The organism is Exiguobacterium sp. B2(2022) (genome assembly GCF_028823655.1).
Lineage (GTDB): Bacteria > Bacillota > Bacilli > Exiguobacteriales > Exiguobacteriaceae > Exiguobacterium > Exiguobacterium aestuarii_A.
The window spans coordinates 40,637-56,316 of record NZ_JAPEHX010000003.1 but is presented as its reverse complement, the minus strand read 5'-3'; the positions used below and the strand labels follow the sequence as shown (position 1 = coordinate 56,316).

At 48.0% G+C, this 15,680-nt stretch carries 14 protein-coding genes and 1 pseudogene; 11 read left to right on the top strand and 4 right to left on the bottom strand.

Annotation, left to right across the window (positions count from 1 at the left end; translation table 11 throughout):
* Window positions 1-28 precede the first annotated feature (28 nt).
* The gene (locus ON063_RS01250) at window positions 29-466 is read right to left on the bottom strand and encodes a universal stress protein (RefSeq protein WP_012726732.1); all 438 of its coding nucleotides are present in this window, start codon (window positions 464-466) and stop codon (window positions 29-31) included.
* 183 nt (window positions 467-649) lie between these two features.
* Between ON063_RS01250 and ON063_RS01245 the strand changes: the two genes are divergently transcribed.
* On the top strand, window positions 650-1,375 hold the full coding sequence (locus tag ON063_RS01245; RefSeq protein WP_274663962.1) for an SDR family oxidoreductase: 726 nt from the start codon (window positions 650-652) through the stop codon (window positions 1,373-1,375).
* Between the two features lie 11 nt (window positions 1,376-1,386).
* Window positions 1,387-2,109, top strand: coding sequence for a metallophosphoesterase family protein (locus tag ON063_RS01240; RefSeq protein ID WP_274663961.1), 723 nt, complete (start codon window positions 1,387-1,389; stop codon window positions 2,107-2,109).
* A gap of 42 nt (window positions 2,110-2,151) precedes the next feature.
* On the opposite strand, the gene ON063_RS01235 is transcribed toward ON063_RS01240, so the two are convergent.
* On the bottom strand, window positions 2,152-3,249 hold the full coding sequence (locus ON063_RS01235; RefSeq protein ID WP_214746449.1) for a M24 family metallopeptidase: 1,098 nt from the start codon (window positions 3,247-3,249) through the stop codon (window positions 2,152-2,154).
* 165 nt (window positions 3,250-3,414) lie between these two features.
* On the opposite strand from ON063_RS01235, the gene ON063_RS01230 reads away from it, so the two are divergent.
* Window positions 3,415-4,725, top strand: coding sequence for a DRTGG domain-containing protein (locus ON063_RS01230; RefSeq protein WP_074033433.1), 1,311 nt, complete (start codon window positions 3,415-3,417; stop codon window positions 4,723-4,725).
* A gap of 41 nt (window positions 4,726-4,766) precedes the next feature.
* Here ON063_RS01230 and ON063_RS01225 read toward each other — a convergent pair whose 3' ends face one another.
* Window positions 4,767-5,081: a YtpI family protein gene (locus ON063_RS01225; protein ID WP_074033432.1), complete on the bottom strand. Its 315-nt coding sequence runs from the start codon at window positions 5,079-5,081 to the stop codon at window positions 4,767-4,769.
* Window positions 5,082-5,156: 75 nt separating this feature from the next.
* Here ON063_RS01225 and ON063_RS01220 point away from each other — a divergent pair, with 75 nt between their 5' ends.
* Window positions 5,157-6,125: a DHH family phosphoesterase gene (locus ON063_RS01220; RefSeq protein ID WP_214782187.1), complete on the top strand. Its 969-nt coding sequence runs from the start codon at window positions 5,157-5,159 to the stop codon at window positions 6,123-6,125.
* 16 nt (window positions 6,126-6,141) lie between these two features.
* On the opposite strand, the gene ON063_RS01215 is transcribed toward ON063_RS01220, so the two are convergent.
* Complete coding sequence (locus ON063_RS01215) at window positions 6,142-6,333, bottom strand: hypothetical protein (RefSeq protein ID WP_274663960.1); 192 nt, start codon at window positions 6,331-6,333, stop codon at window positions 6,142-6,144.
* Window positions 6,334-6,435: 102 nt separating this feature from the next.
* Between ON063_RS01215 and dnaE the strand changes: the two genes are divergently transcribed.
* The 7 genes and pseudogenes from dnaE (at window position 6,436) to ON063_RS01180 (ending at window position 15,495) form a co-directional block, all read left to right on the top strand.
* Window positions 6,436-9,603, top strand: a complete 3,168-nt coding sequence (dnaE, locus tag ON063_RS01210; RefSeq protein ID WP_274663959.1) for a DNA polymerase III subunit alpha — start codon at window positions 6,436-6,438, stop codon at window positions 9,601-9,603.
* A gap of 78 nt (window positions 9,604-9,681) precedes the next feature.
* The gene (locus ON063_RS01205) at window positions 9,682-10,236 is read left to right on the top strand and encodes a FadR/GntR family transcriptional regulator (protein ID WP_274663958.1); all 555 of its coding nucleotides are present in this window, start codon (window positions 9,682-9,684) and stop codon (window positions 10,234-10,236) included.
* 14 nt (window positions 10,237-10,250) lie between these two features.
* Window positions 10,251-11,070: pseudogene (gene accD, locus ON063_RS01200) on the top strand (acetyl-CoA carboxylase, carboxyltransferase subunit beta).
* Window positions 11,048-11,998, top strand: coding sequence for an acetyl-CoA carboxylase carboxyltransferase subunit alpha (locus tag ON063_RS01195; protein WP_214693239.1), 951 nt, complete (start codon window positions 11,048-11,050; stop codon window positions 11,996-11,998). The pseudogene accD and the gene ON063_RS01195 overlap by 23 nt, the downstream one beginning before the upstream one ends.
* Before the next feature lie 160 nt (window positions 11,999-12,158).
* Window positions 12,159-13,127, top strand: coding sequence for a 6-phosphofructokinase (pfkA, locus tag ON063_RS01190; RefSeq protein ID WP_214693237.1), 969 nt, complete (start codon window positions 12,159-12,161; stop codon window positions 13,125-13,127).
* Between the two features lie 93 nt (window positions 13,128-13,220).
* Window positions 13,221-14,963, top strand: coding sequence for a pyruvate kinase (pyk, locus tag ON063_RS01185; protein WP_214693235.1), 1,743 nt, complete (start codon window positions 13,221-13,223; stop codon window positions 14,961-14,963).
* Between the two features lie 67 nt (window positions 14,964-15,030).
* On the top strand, window positions 15,031-15,495 hold the full coding sequence (locus ON063_RS01180; RefSeq protein WP_012726718.1) for a DUF441 domain-containing protein: 465 nt from the start codon (window positions 15,031-15,033) through the stop codon (window positions 15,493-15,495).
* The last annotated feature ends 185 nt before the right edge of the window (window positions 15,496-15,680 follow it).

Genomic DNA, 15,680 nt, shown 5'->3' with positions numbered 1-15,680 from the left:
GCAAGACCCCTTTTTCGAGAATAAACGATTATTGACGGACGATGAGCACGTCGCACTTCGCATAGCGGACGATGCTTTCTGAAACACTTCCGATAAAGAAGCGTTCGACAGCGTTCAACCCAGTCGCGCCACAAATAATAAGATCAATATCATGGTTAGGAGCAATCTTTTTAGCGATTGTCACTTTTGGGGAACCGTATTCAATGACGGTCTCGACTTCTTTCACACCACGTTCTTTCGCGCGGTTCACATAGTCTTCGAGTAACTCTTTAGCATACGTTTCTGCGCGTTCGGTAATCGTCCGATCGTAGGCTTCAACTGTCGCGAATGTACGCGTGTCAATCACGTGACCCACATACAGTTTCCCTTCGTTACGAATGGCGACATCGATTGCGGTCTCAAATGCACGTTCCGCCTCTTTAGAGCCGTCAACGGCAGATAGAATGTGTTTGTATACAATTGCCATGTAAATCCCAACCTTTCGCTCGAAATATACGTTCGGCTTACATATATAGTATACCACTTCTTTCGAATTTCACGCTTTTTCGTCATGAAAAGGAGTGAATTTTTTCATAGAATTGTTCACGACATGTCCAAGTTTGGAATTCACGTGAAAGAACGGGTAAAATAAGGCGGAGGAGGTTGGACGATGAAACATGTAATGATTACTTCTGGTGCGAAAGGGATTGGCCGTGTCGTGACAGAGCGTCTTTTGCAAGATGGATGGCACGTCAGTATTCTACAGCGGAATCCGATTGATTGGGAACATGAGCGGATACATATGATCGAGGCAGGATTGACGGATCGCAAACAGCTGCTCTCGGCCTATGAGGAAGCGGTCGAGCGGTTTGGTGAACCGAATGCCTTGATTCTAAATGCGGGTCCATACATTTTTGAACGGAAACCGCTCGTCGAATTGACGGATGAGGAGTGGGATGAAGTGGTGACAGGTAACCTGTCTGCCTCGTTTTGGTTGATGCGTCGCGCGATTCCTTCGATGCGCTTTAATCGTTTCGGGCGCATCATCTCATACGGGTTTCCGGAAAGTGCATCAGCTCCCGGATGGATTCACCGTTCAGCGTTTGCGGCAGCGAAAACGGCACTCGTCAGTTTGACGAAATCGGTCGCTCTTGAGGAAGCGCCTTTTGGGATTACGGCAAATATGGTCAATCCAGGAAACATCGTCGGATCTCAAAAAGAGATGCGTATCGAGGAGGCGGAAATCGATGAAGGGACTCCAGTCGGACGACACGGAACTGGAGAGGATATCGCACGACTCATTTCCTTCCTATTACATGAGGAATCAGATATGATCACGGGCGCCGTCATCGATGTGACCGGCGGGGTCAACGTGGTGCATCAGTATCGAAAGTGAGGGGGAGAGCGATGAAGATTGGGGTTGTGACTGACGTTCACGGAAATCTAGAGGCGCTAGAGGCAGTCCTTCATGCGTTAGATACAGAGCAGGTCGACATCATCTGGTCACTCGGTGACATGATTGCGATGGGGCCGGACTCAAACGCGGTCATGGAGAAATTGATTGACTGCGGGGCACACATGATTTCCGGTAATCACGATGAAGCAGTCGTCTCGCTGTTAGCCGGACAGGGCCATCCAGAAAGTTATGCGCATACGCGACCGCATCACGAGTGGGTCGCGCGTCATCTTCAATCTAGATATGTGGATGTTCTTGAGTCTCTTCCGCGAACGATCACGGGTGAGTTGGCTAGTCAAAAGGCATTCGGCATCCATTACCATATCCCGAGCGAAAAGCGTCAAGCTACCATCGTCGAAGAACCATTCCATGATATTCTAGAGCCGACACTTGAAAACATGCAACGGTTGTATGGAGAGTACGATGGGGATGTCATCTTATTTGGGCATCACCACCCGGTTCACCTATTCCAAGACGAGAAGAAGCGGTACGTCAATCCAGGTGCGCTCGGTGTCGCCCGAGATGAACTTGCGCGGTTCGCAATTTTGTCAGACGGGGAAAACGGGATGCAGATTGATGTGCGGGCTGTCCCTTATGATAAACGAACATTTCTAGAAAAAATGGAACGTTATGAAGTTCCGCAACGCGACGTCATGTTCCGATTGTTCTATTGAAGAGTGCGAAAAAAGGTGAGGTCCTTGGACCCCACCTTTTTCTTATTGAATCTCTTGAAGTGTTTTCGGATAGCTCGTCAACGTAATCGGACCGCTCTCTGTCATGACGAGGTCATCTTCGATGCGGACACCACCTACGCCCGGTAGATAAATACCTGGTTCGACCGTAAACGTCATCCCGACTTGAGCTGTCATGTCATTGTTCGCCGCCATCGATGGATGTTCATGAACTTCGATTCCGATTCCATGACCGATACGGTGCGTGAAGTACTCACCGTATCCAGCGGACGTGATGACTTGACGGGCTGCGATATCAATCGCTCCGAGCGTCGTGCCAACGTTCGCCATCTCGATCGCTGCTTCTTCTGCTTGTAATACCGTTTCGTAAATTTCACGTTGTTTCGTACTCGCTTCACCGAAGACGACCGTTCGAGTGATATCCGAGCAATACCCTTGCCAGACGACACCGAGGTCGAACAAGGCGAAATCGCCTTTCTTCAAACGGTTGTTGCCTGGTACACCGTGAGGGTCAGCGCTGTTTTCACCGAACAATACGAGTGTGTCGAATGACATTTCACGAACGCCTTGTTGTTTCATCGCATATTCAATGTCCGCGATGACTTCGAGCTCAGTCACGCCTTCACGAAGTGAACGAATTCCTGCTTCGATTGCCATGTCTGCAAGTTCAGCGGCGCGTTTCATTGTACGTACTTCATCCGGTGATTTGATCATGCGCAACGTTTGGAGTTCGTCTGTCAAATCGATAATCGACAATCCGGCAAAACCAGCGCGGAGTTGCTCGACACGATTGAATGTCAAATGCTCGCCTTCAATCCCGATACGCTCAGGAACGATTTGGTTATCGAGGAACAACTTGACGATTTTATCCCATGGATTCTCGTGGTCCATGTACGTCACGATTTCACCTGACCAGTCACTCGCTTCGACAATTCCTTTTTCAAGGGCAGGACAAATGATGGCAGTTGTCCCATTCTTTAGGACGAGGATGGCAATCAGCCGCTCGTGTGCTTCTGCGTATACTCCCGAGAAGTAAAATACAGATGCCTTTGACGTGACGAATGCCGCGTCTAATCCTTTCGTCGCTAAAGATTGTGCAATTTGATTGGTGCGTTGATTCAAGATGAATCCCTTCCCTTCTCACTCTTACGTTGACTACTCGTCTATTATAGCTGTTTCGAAAACAGAAAGGAAATGTTGCAATCTGATTAGTACAGTTTGAACAAGTTTGACTGATACAGTATACTAGAAAGAGTAGAAAATGTATTGAGAGAAGGGACTCCGCGTATGACCACAAAACATGAACAGATCATAGCACATATCGAGTCACTCGATGTTGGGTCAAAAATTTCGGTCCGCCAAATTGCCAAAGAGTTAGCTGTATCAGAAGGTACGGCTTATCGGGCCATCAAAGAAGCTGAGAACCTGGGCTTCGTCTCTACCATTGAACGTGTAGGGACGATTCGGATCAAGCGTAAACAAAAAGAGAATATTGAGAAGCTGACATTTGCCGAAGTCGTCAATATTGTCGATGGACAAGTGTTAGGTGGACGAAATGGTTTGCATAAGACGTTATCTAAATTTGTCATCGGAGCCATGAAATTGGAAGCGATGATGCGTTATATCGATGTCGATTCACTCGTCATCATCGGAAACCGGGAGAAGGCGCATGAACTCGTCTTGCAGTCCGGCGGGGCCGTGTTGATCACAGGGGGATTTGATACGACGGATGAAGTAAAACGAATGGCGGATAAGTATGATATGCCTGTCATCTCGACTTCTTACGACAGCTTTACCGTCGCTACGATGATTAACCGGGCCATATATGATCGACTTATCAAGAAAGAGATTCTTCTTGTCTCAGACATCGTCATTCCGCTTCATGACACGTTTTATTTGAAATCGGATGACACGGTGAAACGTTGGCACGAATTGAATGAGCGGACGAAGCATAATCGTTATCCGGTCATCGATGAGCAGATGAAGGTGGTCGGGGTGATCACTGCGAAAGATGTCATCGACAAATCGCACGACTATGATATCGAGAAAGTCATGACAAAGAGCCCGATTACGGTCGGCGTCCAGACGAGCGTGACCAACGCTGCGCACCAGATGGTATGGGAAGGGATTGAGATGCTCCCTGTCGTCGATAACTATGGTCGCTTGCTCGGAATCATCAGTCGTCAGGATGTGTTGAAGGCGTTGCAGCTTGCGAATCGTCAGCCACAAGTCGGTGAAACGTTCGACAACATGATCACGAACCAATTGAAAGAAGATCCCGCGTCGAACGGTACGGCGTTTACTGTCGAGGTTGCTCCGCAAATGACGAGCCATATGGGGACCGCGTCATCAGGTGTGTTGACGACTTTGTTAGTCGAAGGGGCGACGCGCAGTCTGCGTCATATGAAAAAAGGGGATTTGGTGGTCGAGAACATCACCGTCTACTTCATGAAACCGATTCAGATTGAGAGTCAGATTCGAGTGTCGGCAAACGTCTTCGATCTTGGGCGGAAGTTCGGGAAGGTCGACGTAGAAATGACACAAGGTACACAACTTGTCGCCAAGGCGCTTGTCACGGCACAGTTGATTGATCGGTAACGAAAAGAGCACCGGCTACACGAGTAGCGGGTGCTCTCTTTTTATGAAGGCGTATTCGTCGGTTCTTCTGCGGCGAGCGGATAGATTTTCCGGTAACGGATAAATCCAACGACCGCATTGCCTAAGCCGACGACCAACATGACGATACTGACAATCCAACCGACCGATGAATTTAAACCGAATCCACCAACCATTTGGTTCGCGGCGAATAGCGCGAGGAATAAGCTTAACCAGATTAAAGCTTGTGTATTGAACAAGGCTTTACGGTTTGGCGTCTTTGTCAAAAAAGCACGACGCTTGAAGACAAGGTACGCTCCGAGCGCGAACAAAATGAGTCCAATCATGACAAGTTGCAAGTGAAGGAACCCCTTTCTTTCTCGTAATCTGTTATCATCATACCATAATAGTGTGTAGGAAAGTGAGGAATCATCATGTGGGCATGGGCGAAAGCGGATTCAATCAAAACAGAAATCGAGGCGGCTGACACCATTTTTATTCATCGACATGTCAGACCAGACCCAGATGCATTGGGGAGCCAGCTCGGGCTCCAACGTATTTTGAAGTCGGTTCATCCGGATAAAAAGATCTATGTAGTCGGCGGTATGGTGCCCGACCTTGAATTTTTAGGAAAGATGGAACACGTTGAGGAAGAAATGTATAAGGATGCGCTCGTTTTGATTCTAGATACAGCGAATCAGGAACGAATCGATGGACCATATGCGTTAAAAGGAAAAACAATCATTAAAATCGACCATCACCCTGATGAAGACCCGTATGCGATGACACAAATCGTGGACACCACGGTCAGTTCGACGTCCGAGATGATTGTGGAGTTGGCGAACATTTGGGATTATCCGATCGATCAAGAAGCGGCCTTCTTATTATATGCCGGTATCGTAGGTGACACGGGGCGCTTCCAGTTCCGGAATGCCACGGCACGTACGTTTGAGATTGCTTCGAGATTGATTGACAAAGGCATCGATACGAACAAACTGTACCGACACATGTATAAGACCAACTTAGCGACGCTACAGTTACAAGGGTACGTGTTACAGCACGTCAATGTCACAGAAGAAGGCGTCGGGTATGTGAAGATTGATAAAGATGTGCTCCGGACGTTCCATGCGTCCCCGGAAGCGGCATCGCAACTCGTCAATAGCTTCTCTGGCCTCGAAGGATTGAAATGTTGGGTCATGTTTGTCGAAAACAAAGAAGAGATTCGTGTCCGGATTCGGTCGAAAGGACCTGTCATCAATGAAGTGGCGAAGCGTTACCGTGGTGGTGGCCATCCGATGGCGTCAGGTGCCACGATTGATACGTGGGATGAAATGGATGACGTTATTGCTGCTTTGAATGAAGTGGCAGGAGAGTTCACGTTTGAAGAAAATGAAGAGAGCTGACCGCGGTCAGCTCTCTTCATTTGTCTCCGTTTTCTTGTGGGATAAACCACGTGCCGCGGTCGGTCAAATCTTCGACGACATCGAGTTGATATTCTGCAATATACTTTCGAAGTCGGTCGATGATTTCAGGACTGTCCGCAAAGACGGTTTGACCGTTCTGTAATTTTTCTAACTTATCGCGCGCAATTTGTCCCCGATTGATAATCATACGCTTTTGCCCCCTTTTGTCGTGAGTTTTGTCTATAATTATTGTATCAGAGAAGTGGAGAATTGAGTTTGACAATATCATTAAATAGAGAGGAGGACGAAGATGATTCATCTTAATGTCAGAACTGCTTATAGCTTACTACAAAGCACGATTCGACTAGAACAATATGTGATGCAGATGACAGAGCGAGGGAGTCGCGCGGTCGCCATCGCAGACGATGCCTTTTATGGTGTGCCGTCGTTTCTATCCTACTGCAAACGCTATGGGGTGAAGCCGCTCATCGGACTGAGAACCGTCCTTCGACTAGACGGGCTCGATGTGTCGGTACTTGCTTATGCATCGAACGAAGCAGAACTACAAGAGCAATACCGAATCATCAAGAAAGGCGGGATCGATGAACATACGACGATGCCCCTCATTGTCCTACCGGAAAACTGGAAAGCGAGCGACCCGGTCCATCGACGTCGTCTTTATCATCAACTGCTGTCTTTTGTAGACGAGAACAGACTATGGCTCGGTCTCCCGGCACCGCAGACGACAGAACAGGTACAACTGTTAAAGCAACTTCGCATGATGAAAGAAGAACTCGCCGTCCAATTGATTCCGGTCCCTGAAACGAGATATATGCGACCTGAAGATGTGGAGGGTTTCCGGGCAATCTCTGCCATTCGAGAAGGCGAAGTGATGTCAGAGGAGGATGTACGTCAAAAAGGTCTGCATGTCCGGCTACCAAGCGAGATGAACGACTGGTTCACTTCAGAAGAATTGGGCGAGCTTGAGCGATTTGAAGCACTGATTCAACTCGAGCATCTTCCACAAGCGGAAGGCGCGATTCCAGAGTTACCGGACGCTGATCAAAAGTTGAAGCGGCTCGTCGGTGAACGGTTAAAAGCGATGGAACTGATGAAAGAGCCGTATATCGGACGAGCGAAGTTTGAGCTTGACGTCATTGCCAAGACCGGGTTTTCTTCGTATTTCCTGATTGTCGAAGATATCATCCGATTCGCCCGTGAGTCCGGGATCGAGGTCGGTCCAGGTCGGGGGTCGGCGGCCGGCTCGCTCATCAGTTTTGCACTGCACATTACAGAAGTCGACCCAGTTCGCTATGGTCTTCTATTTGAACGGTTCCTCAATCCGGAACGCGTCTCGATGCCGGATATTGACTTAGATTTTGAAGATGAGCGTCGGGAAGAAGTCGTTTCATACGTGCTATCGAAATATGGGGATGCTCATGCGGCGCAAATTGGTACACTCGCAACCTTTGGGGCAAAGGCGGCCATACGTGACGTCGCGAGGGCGCTCGGCATGACGTTAGAAGAAGGGCAGGCTGCAAGTAAACAAGTGAAATCAGGTGGGTTGGACGAGTTGATGGCGAATCCAAAACAGATGAAATGGTTCGCAGGTAGCCAGAAGCGTCAACAGTTGATTCGGATTGCGAAACAGCTAGAAGGATTGCCACGTCAATCATCCATACACGCCGCTGGGGTTGTACTCAGTCGTCAACCGATTGAAGACGTGACACCGCTCCAACCCGAACTTGATGAGCATGTGACCCAATATAATATGAAGGATTTGGAAGAAATCGGGCTACTCAAAATTGATTTGCTCGGGCTCCGAAACTTGAGTCGCCTTCGTCAAATGGAGGAATTAGTCCGCGAGAGTGACGCGATGTTCTCCTTGAAGACCATTCCCTTACATGACGCCCGGACGTACCGATTATTAGCAAGAGGAGAGACGGACGGGATCTTCCAGTTTGAGTCCTCGGGTATGAAACAGGCGCTGCGTCAAGTCAAACCGACGGAGTTTGAAGATATCGTCGTGACGATGTCGCTCTATCGACCAGGGCCGATGCAGTTTATTGAAACGTATGCAAAACGAAAACATGGGATGCCGTATCAACCGATTCACCCGGACGTCGAAGAAATCATGAAGTCGACATATGGCGTGCTCGTCTATCAAGAACAGGTCATGCGACTTCTTCGAAAACTGGGTGGATATTCATATGCCGAGGCGGATTTGGTCAGACGAGCGATTGCCAAAAAAGATACCGGTACGATTGAACGAGAACGAGAGCGGTTTTTACGTCAATCTGAAGGAAAGAACCGAGATGTCTTGTCGCAAATCTTCTCTTGGATTGAAAAGTTTGCAGGGTATGGGTTTAACCGTTCTCATGCGGTCGCCTACAGTTTGATCAGTTATCGATTGGCTTACGTCAAAGCGCATTATCCACGTGTCTTCCATGTCGTGACGTCGGAGAAGACCAGTCAACTCGTAAGACTATTGCGTAAAGACAAAATCCCTGTGTATCCGCCCGACGTATTGCACGGGCATGCAGAAGCGACACTCGAAGGTCCTGGCGTCCGTCTTGGGCTTAAAGCGATTCAAGGACTGACGAAACGAGACGTCGAACGACTCATCGAGCTGAATGGACAGCTAAAAGACGTCCGAACCCTTCAGGAAGCGATGGAATGGAAGAATAAAGATCAACTGAAGTTGAGACGTTTGCTAGGAGCTGGGGCGCTTGACCGCATGTATCACGGTGACCGGACGAGTGCGTTTGAAGCAGTCGAACGTTTGCGTGAAGAGGCCGGTACGCACTTCTTACCAGATGAACTGTCATCACTCGGGCTTAAGCAGAAAAAAGCGAAAGAGCCAAACTGGTCTGAAGAAGAGCGGGAAGCACTCGGAACATGGGTTGTGCACTCTCCGCTTACGACGATTCCTGACGTGGGCATCGAGCCTTCTACGATTGAAGACGTTATGCACGGGACGAACGGGTATTTAGTCGTGTATGTGGATGACGTGCGTACGTTTATGACGAAAAAGCAAGAACGAATGGGTGTCATAATGGTAGATGACGGGATGACGCAAGAAGAAGTCGTCGTCTTTCCTAGAACCTTCGCTCAATTCAGTCGCTCCCTCTACGTGGGTAACATTTTGTTGCTTGAAGTTCATTCGAATGAACGGGATGGACGTAAACAATTGATTGTCGAACGTGTGCGTCCATTACATGGTCAAGCTTTGTTCGTAAGGCTAACGTTAGATCGATTCCCTGAACTAGAAGACTGGATTCAGCGTGCACAGGGTGACGTTCCGGTCGTCTGTCGGTTCACGGATTCGAAAGAAGTGAAACAACTGGCATCCGCTTTTTCAATCAACCCGAACGAGGAGTACGTCGTAGAGGCGAAAAGACGATTCGGAGAAGAAAATGTTGTGTTAAAACGAATCGATCATAAAATGGTTGGTCCAGAAACTAGTACCAAGTCCTAAAAAGTGATATAATCGCACTAATTGGTCTGACCACTTAAGAATTGATAAGTGATCCAAATAAGGGAGTTGAACGGTCAGATGCATGAAAAACACGCATCCACATTTCACGAGAATATTTCAAAGATACGAAAATTAATTGTCCAATCTTCGTTGGTCCCAGGAGACCGGCTTCCATCCGAACGTGAACTTGCGGAGACGCTAGCCATTAGTCGTGCCTCCGTTCGAGAAGCGTTACGCGCATTGAGCTTTTTAGGGATCGTCGAGACAAGGCGCGGCGGGGGTACTTTCCTATGTGAACAGGACCGACATCGCTACATCGAGATTTTGTCGGAGTTCATCGTCACGAAACAGACGAAAGCGACCGATATCATCGAAATGCTCAAACTGTTAGAGCGAATGGCGTTTTCGGAAGTAGAGCCGACGAATGAGCGACTGACTCAATTAGAGGCAGTGATCGAAGAGGATCGAACGTTTCGTCAGCAACTCATTTTTCAGTTGAAGAATGAGTTGTTCATCAGGATTTGGAGCGAAGTGAACCGATTTTTCGAGGGACTAGATGTTGGGGAGTTATATACGCTCGAAGAACGTAAACGTTTTGTCGAGACGTGGCGTGGAATGGGGATGCCGGAATGAACGAGGGGGAAGCGATGACTGCTTTTTTCAAGAAACCGAAACGATATATGCCGTTGCGTCAACGAGAACCAAAAATTGACGCTCCACAGGGATTGATGACGAAGTGCCCATCTTGTAAATATATGCATTATACGAAACAGTTAAACGAAAATCATAAGGTATGTGACTGTGGCTACCATTTTCCGCTTCATGCACAGGAACGAATCGACATGCTCGTCGATGAAGGTTCATTCGAACGGTTTGCGGGACCTTCCGTCAAAGCGAATCCACTTGATTTTCCTGACTATGAAGAAAAGTTGAATAAAGACCGTGAACGGACCGGGATTGAAGAAGCGGTCGTTTGTTTGCGTGATGGATGCCCGATTCCGAATGGGGTCGATGGGTGCTTACGTAGGAGAAGCGATTGCTTCTGCTGTTCGCCAAGCGACGTCACGTCGTCTTCCGGTCGTCTTATTCACAGCGTCAGGTGGCGCACGCATGCAAGAAGGGATGGTCAGCTTGATGCAGATGGCGAACACGTCCATTGCTTTAAAAGAACATGATGAAGCGGGCCTTCTTTACATCGCCTATTTGACACATCCGACGACAGGTGGGGTTTCAGCAAGTTTTGCGATGCTTGGCGACCTAAACGTCGCAGAGCCCGGTGCGCTTATTGGATTTGCGGGAAGACGAATCATAGAACAGACGATTCGGGAAAAACTTCCAGAAAACTTCCAGACGGCAGAGTTCTTACTCGAGTCTGGACAATTGGACGCGGTCATCCATCGTGAACAGATGCGTTCGTTCTTGAAGAAAATGATCGGATTACACGATGGGGGTGTTCGACATGTTTGACCCAATCAAAGAAGTGACCGAACAGTTAAACAAATTGCGTGAGACAGCCGAAACGAAAGGGATTGACCTATCACGTGAGATTCGTCACCTGGAGTTGAAGCTCGACCGATTAGAAAAAGATATTTATGGGAATATGAAACCGTGGGACCGCGTACAATTAGCGCGAAACCCGAAACGCCCGACAACACTCGATTACATCCATCACATGTTCCCTGATTTCATGGAACTCCATGGCGATCGTCACGGGTATGATGATGCGGCAATCGTATCGGGACTTGCGACATTCGAAGGTGTTCCGGTAACCATCATCGGGCATCAGCGTGGTCGAAATACGAAAGAAAACATGAAGCGGAATTTTGGGATGCCACACCCTGAGGGATACCGAAAAGCACTACGTTTCATGAAGCAAGCCGAGAAGTTCAACCGTCCGATTTTGACATTCATTGACACGAAGGGGGCTTATCCAGGGAAAGCCGCTGAAGAGAGAGGTCAAAGTGAAGCGATTGCTCGAAACTTGTTTGAAATGGCGACGTTGAAAGTACCGATCGTTTCCGTCGTTATCGGAGAAGGCGGTTCTGGTGGTGCGCTTGGGATTGGTGTTTGCGACCGATTGTTGATGCTTGAGAATAGTACGTACTCGGTCATCTCGCCAGAAGGTGCAGCGGCACTTTTGTGGAAAGATGCCAAACAAGCAGAGCGTGCAGCAGAAACGATGAAAATTACAGCACAAGATTTGTTCAACCTAGGGATTGTGGATGAAGTTGTAGGGGAAGTGTATGGAGGCGCGCATGTCGATGTGTCATTACAGTCATCACTCTTGAAACCTGTATTATTACAGCACATGAACGAGTTGCTCGATCTGTCGACTTCTCAGCTTATTCAAGGACGTGCGACCAAATATCATCAAATTGGCACAATTAGTGAGTGAAAACGGTAACAATGGCTTTGAATATAGAGTTATTCATTCATCAAGTGACTGCTTTGTAACATACCCTATGCATTTTTTTCACATACTTGTGTTGTAAAACAAAGGTCAGACATGGTATTTTATTTTCAGATTTCGTTAAAACACATAAGAGGTGAGTGACGTGAATTTAAAACGTATTGCGGTATTAACGAGCGGAGGAGACGCTCCTGGAATGAACGCTGCTGTCCGTGCCGTGACCCGAAAAGCGATTTTCGAAGGTCTTGAAGTGTACGGTGTGTATAACGGCTACCAAGGATTAATCGAAGGTGATTTAGTCGAATTAAACCTTGGATCAGTCGGCGACATCATTCAACGTGGAGGTACGTTCCTTCGCTCTGCACGCTGTCCTGAATTCAGAACTGAAGAAGGACGTGCAAAAGCAGTAGAACAGTTGAAGAAGTTCAATATCGATGCCCTCGTGGTCATCGGTGGAGACGGCTCTTATCGCGGAGCTCAGAAATTAACGGAACTCGGATTCCCAACAATCGGCCTTCCTGGTACGATTGATAACGATATTCCGGGAACGGATGCGACAATCGGTTTCGATACAGCGCTCAATACAGCGCTTGACGCAATCGACAAAATTCGTGACACAGCTTCATCTCATGAACGTACGTATGTGATTGAAGTAATGGGTCGCGATGCTGGTGATATCGCACTTTATTCTGGTCTCGCTGGTGGTGCGGAGTCGATTCTTGTCCCAGAACGTCCAGAAGAGTTGAATGCAATCGTGGAACGTATCAATCACGGGATTGCCCGCGGTAAGAAGCACTCAATCGTCATCGTTGCTGAAGGTGCCGGAAGTGCTGAAGAAATCGGCAAATTGATTGCTGAGAAAACAAACTCAGAAACACGTGTTACGATTCTCGGACACATTCAACGTGGTGGTTCCCCAACTGCTGCAGACCGTGTACTTGCAAGTCGTATGGGTGCATACGCTGTTGAGATTCTTCTTGAAGGGAAAGCGGGCCGCGTCGTCGGGATCCGTAATAACCAGATGATGGATCTTGATATCGATGAGGCGCTCGACCACAACAAGCACACAATCGATATGCAATTGATTGACCTCGTCAACCAATTGTCGATCTAAACGATTTTAGAAGTTACAGAGACGGGATCAGGTCTATGGCCCCCCGTTTTCTGTATGTAAGTTGCACTATATCCCCTAGGAGGTTTTTATATTATGCGTAGAACGAAAATTGTATGTACGATTGGACCGGCTTCTGAGAAGCGTCTTCCTGAAATGATTGAAGCTGGAATGAACGTTGCCCGTCTCAACTTCTCACACGGTGACTATGAGGAGCACGGTGCACGTATCCGTGACATCCGTGAAGCGGCGAAAGCAGCTGGGAAAGTGGTCACAGTCCTTCTTGACACGAAAGGTCCAGAAATCCGTACACATACGTTTGAAGATGGAAAAGCTCTTCTTGAAAAAGGGAAAGAAGTCACAATCGTTTCAAGCGAAGAAATCGTCGGAACGAAAGATCGTTTCTCTGTAACGTATGAAGGTCTTTACGAAGACGTAGAAGTCGGTTCACACATCATGCTCGACGACGGTCTCATCGGACTCCGTGTCGTTGAAAAACTTCCGAACCGCGACCTCCGTTGTGTAATCGAAAACGAAGGAATCATCAAGACGAAGAAAGGTGTTAACTTGCCAAACGTCAAGGTAAACCTTCCTGCCCTCACAGACAAAGATATCTCGGACATCGAGTTCGGTATCTCACAAGACATCGACGTCATCGCAGCATCGTTCGTACGTCGTGCGTCTGACGTGGTAGAAATTCGTCAACTTCTTGAAAAACACAACGCGTCACACATCAAGATTTACCCGAAAATCGAGAACCAAGAAGGTGTGGATAACATCGAAGAAATCTTGGCAATCTCTGACGGCTTGATGGTTGCTCGTGGTGACCTCGGTATCGAGATCCCGACAGAAGAAGTAACACCTGTTCAAAAAGAACTCATCAAGAAGTGTAACGACCTCGGTAAGCCGGTCATCACTGCAACGCAAATGCTTGATTCGATGCAACGTAACCCACGTCCGACACGTGCGGAAGCATCTGACGTAGCAAACGCGATCTTGGACGGAACAGATGCAGTCATGCTTTCTGGTGAAACAGCTGCAGGGGACTACCCAATCGAGTCAGTTCAAATGCAAGCTGCAATCGCAGAACGCACTGAGCGCATGCTCGACTACAAAAACTTGTTGAAAGATCGTCAGAAGCGCAGTGAGCATACGGTAACGGATGCGATCTCACAAGCGGTTGCTCACACAGCAATCAACTTGAACGCGAAAGCGATCTTGACGCCAACACAATCAGGATACACAGCGGCTCGTACGGCGAAATACCGTCCAGAAGCGAACATCATCGCAGTCACTGAATCAGAGCGCGTTGCTCGTCAATTGAACCTTGTTTGGGGCGTATACCCAATCGTTGCTGAGACAATGCCGAACAACACGGATGAAATGTTGGTTCAAGCATCGGAAGCAGCACGTCACGCTGGATTCGTCACTGACGGTGACCTCGTTGTCATCTCAGCTGGTATTCCTGCAGCGACAGCTGGTACGACGAACATGATGAAAGTCCACATCGTCGGTCATGCTCTCGCAGACGGACGTGGAATCGGTGAGCGCGGTGTCGTTGGAGAAGTCGTTGTCGCGAAAAATGCGGAAGAAGCAAACGCGAAAGCGAAAGACGGCATGATTCTCGTCGCGCCATTCACAGATAAAGAAATGATGCCTGCCATCGAAAAAGCGGCTGGAATTATCACGGAAGACGGCGGATTGACAAGCCACGCTGGTATCGTTGGACCATCACTCCGTAAGCCAGTCATCGTAGGTGTGGATACAGCCACAACTTCACTTCGTGACGGTCAGATGATTTCAATCGACCCACTCACAGGTAAAATCTACAACGCATAATTGAACGACAATCGAACCGGCCTTCTACAAAGGTCGGTTCTTTTTCCGTTCGAAGAAAGGAATACGTATGAGTGCATATCTATTTTTATTGATGCTCGTCTTAATCGGTGTCATTTCAAACAATCAGTCAGTTATTATCGCAAGTAGCGTCTTGCTCATTATTAAAGCAATCGGGTTTGGTGATCAGTTATTTCCTACACTCGCATCGAAAGGAATCAGCTGGGGTGTGACGATTATTACAATTGCTGTCCTTGTTCCCATCGCGACAGGGGATATCGGTTTTAAAGAATTGTGGAATAGTATTAAAGGACCTGTCGGGATTGTGGCATTTGCTTCAGGGATGTTCGTGGCAATCGCTGCTGGACAAGGCGTGCAATTGATGCGCGTCGACCCGGTCGTCACGACGGCGCTTCTCGCAGGCACGATTTTAGCGGTCGGGTTCATGAAAGGCATCCCTGTAGGACCACTCGTAGGAGCTGGAATTGCAGCCTTGATTTTAGGTGGATACCAAGTCATTGAAAAATGGTTTTGATATTTTCTGACAACTGAAGCCGCTTACATTTCTTTTTTGCAATAAATTGTTTATACTATATAAAGGACAGGGTAAACGGAGACTGGGTGAATGCAGGGGAGAAGCCCGTCCCGTATCCTTATTCCCTATACACAGACTGTTTTTACGGTCGACTACTTTCAAACAAGACTGAGGGGGAGTTATGA

Bases quoted from the DNA above. Each gene is read 5' to 3' on its own strand.
- ON063_RS01240 (WP_274663961.1), top strand. From the start codon at position 1,387: ATGAAGATTGGGGTTGTGACTGACGTTCACGGAAATCTAGAGGCGCTA.
- ON063_RS01250 (WP_012726732.1), bottom strand. From the start codon at position 466: ATGGCAATTGTATACAAACACATTCTATCTGCCGTTGACGGCTCTAAA.
- ON063_RS01230 (WP_074033433.1), top strand. From the start codon at position 3,415: ATGACCACAAAACATGAACAGATCATAGCACATATCGAGTCACTCGAT.
- pyk (WP_214693235.1), top strand. From the start codon at position 13,221: ATGCGTAGAACGAAAATTGTATGTACGATTGGACCGGCTTCTGAGAAG.
- dnaE (WP_274663959.1), top strand. From the start codon at position 6,436: ATGATTCATCTTAATGTCAGAACTGCTTATAGCTTACTACAAAGCACG.
- ON063_RS01220 (WP_214782187.1), top strand. From the start codon at position 5,157: ATGTGGGCATGGGCGAAAGCGGATTCAATCAAAACAGAAATCGAGGCG.
- ON063_RS01205 (WP_274663958.1), top strand. From the start codon at position 9,682: ATGCATGAAAAACACGCATCCACATTTCACGAGAATATTTCAAAGATA.
- ON063_RS01180 (WP_012726718.1), top strand. From the start codon at position 15,031: ATGAGTGCATATCTATTTTTATTGATGCTCGTCTTAATCGGTGTCATT.
- ON063_RS01195 (WP_214693239.1), top strand. From the start codon at position 11,048: ATGGGGGTGTTCGACATGTTTGACCCAATCAAAGAAGTGACCGAACAG.
- ON063_RS01215 (WP_274663960.1), bottom strand. From the start codon at position 6,333: ATGATTATCAATCGGGGACAAATTGCGCGCGATAAGTTAGAAAAATTA.
- ON063_RS01245 (WP_274663962.1), top strand. From the start codon at position 650: ATGAAACATGTAATGATTACTTCTGGTGCGAAAGGGATTGGCCGTGTC.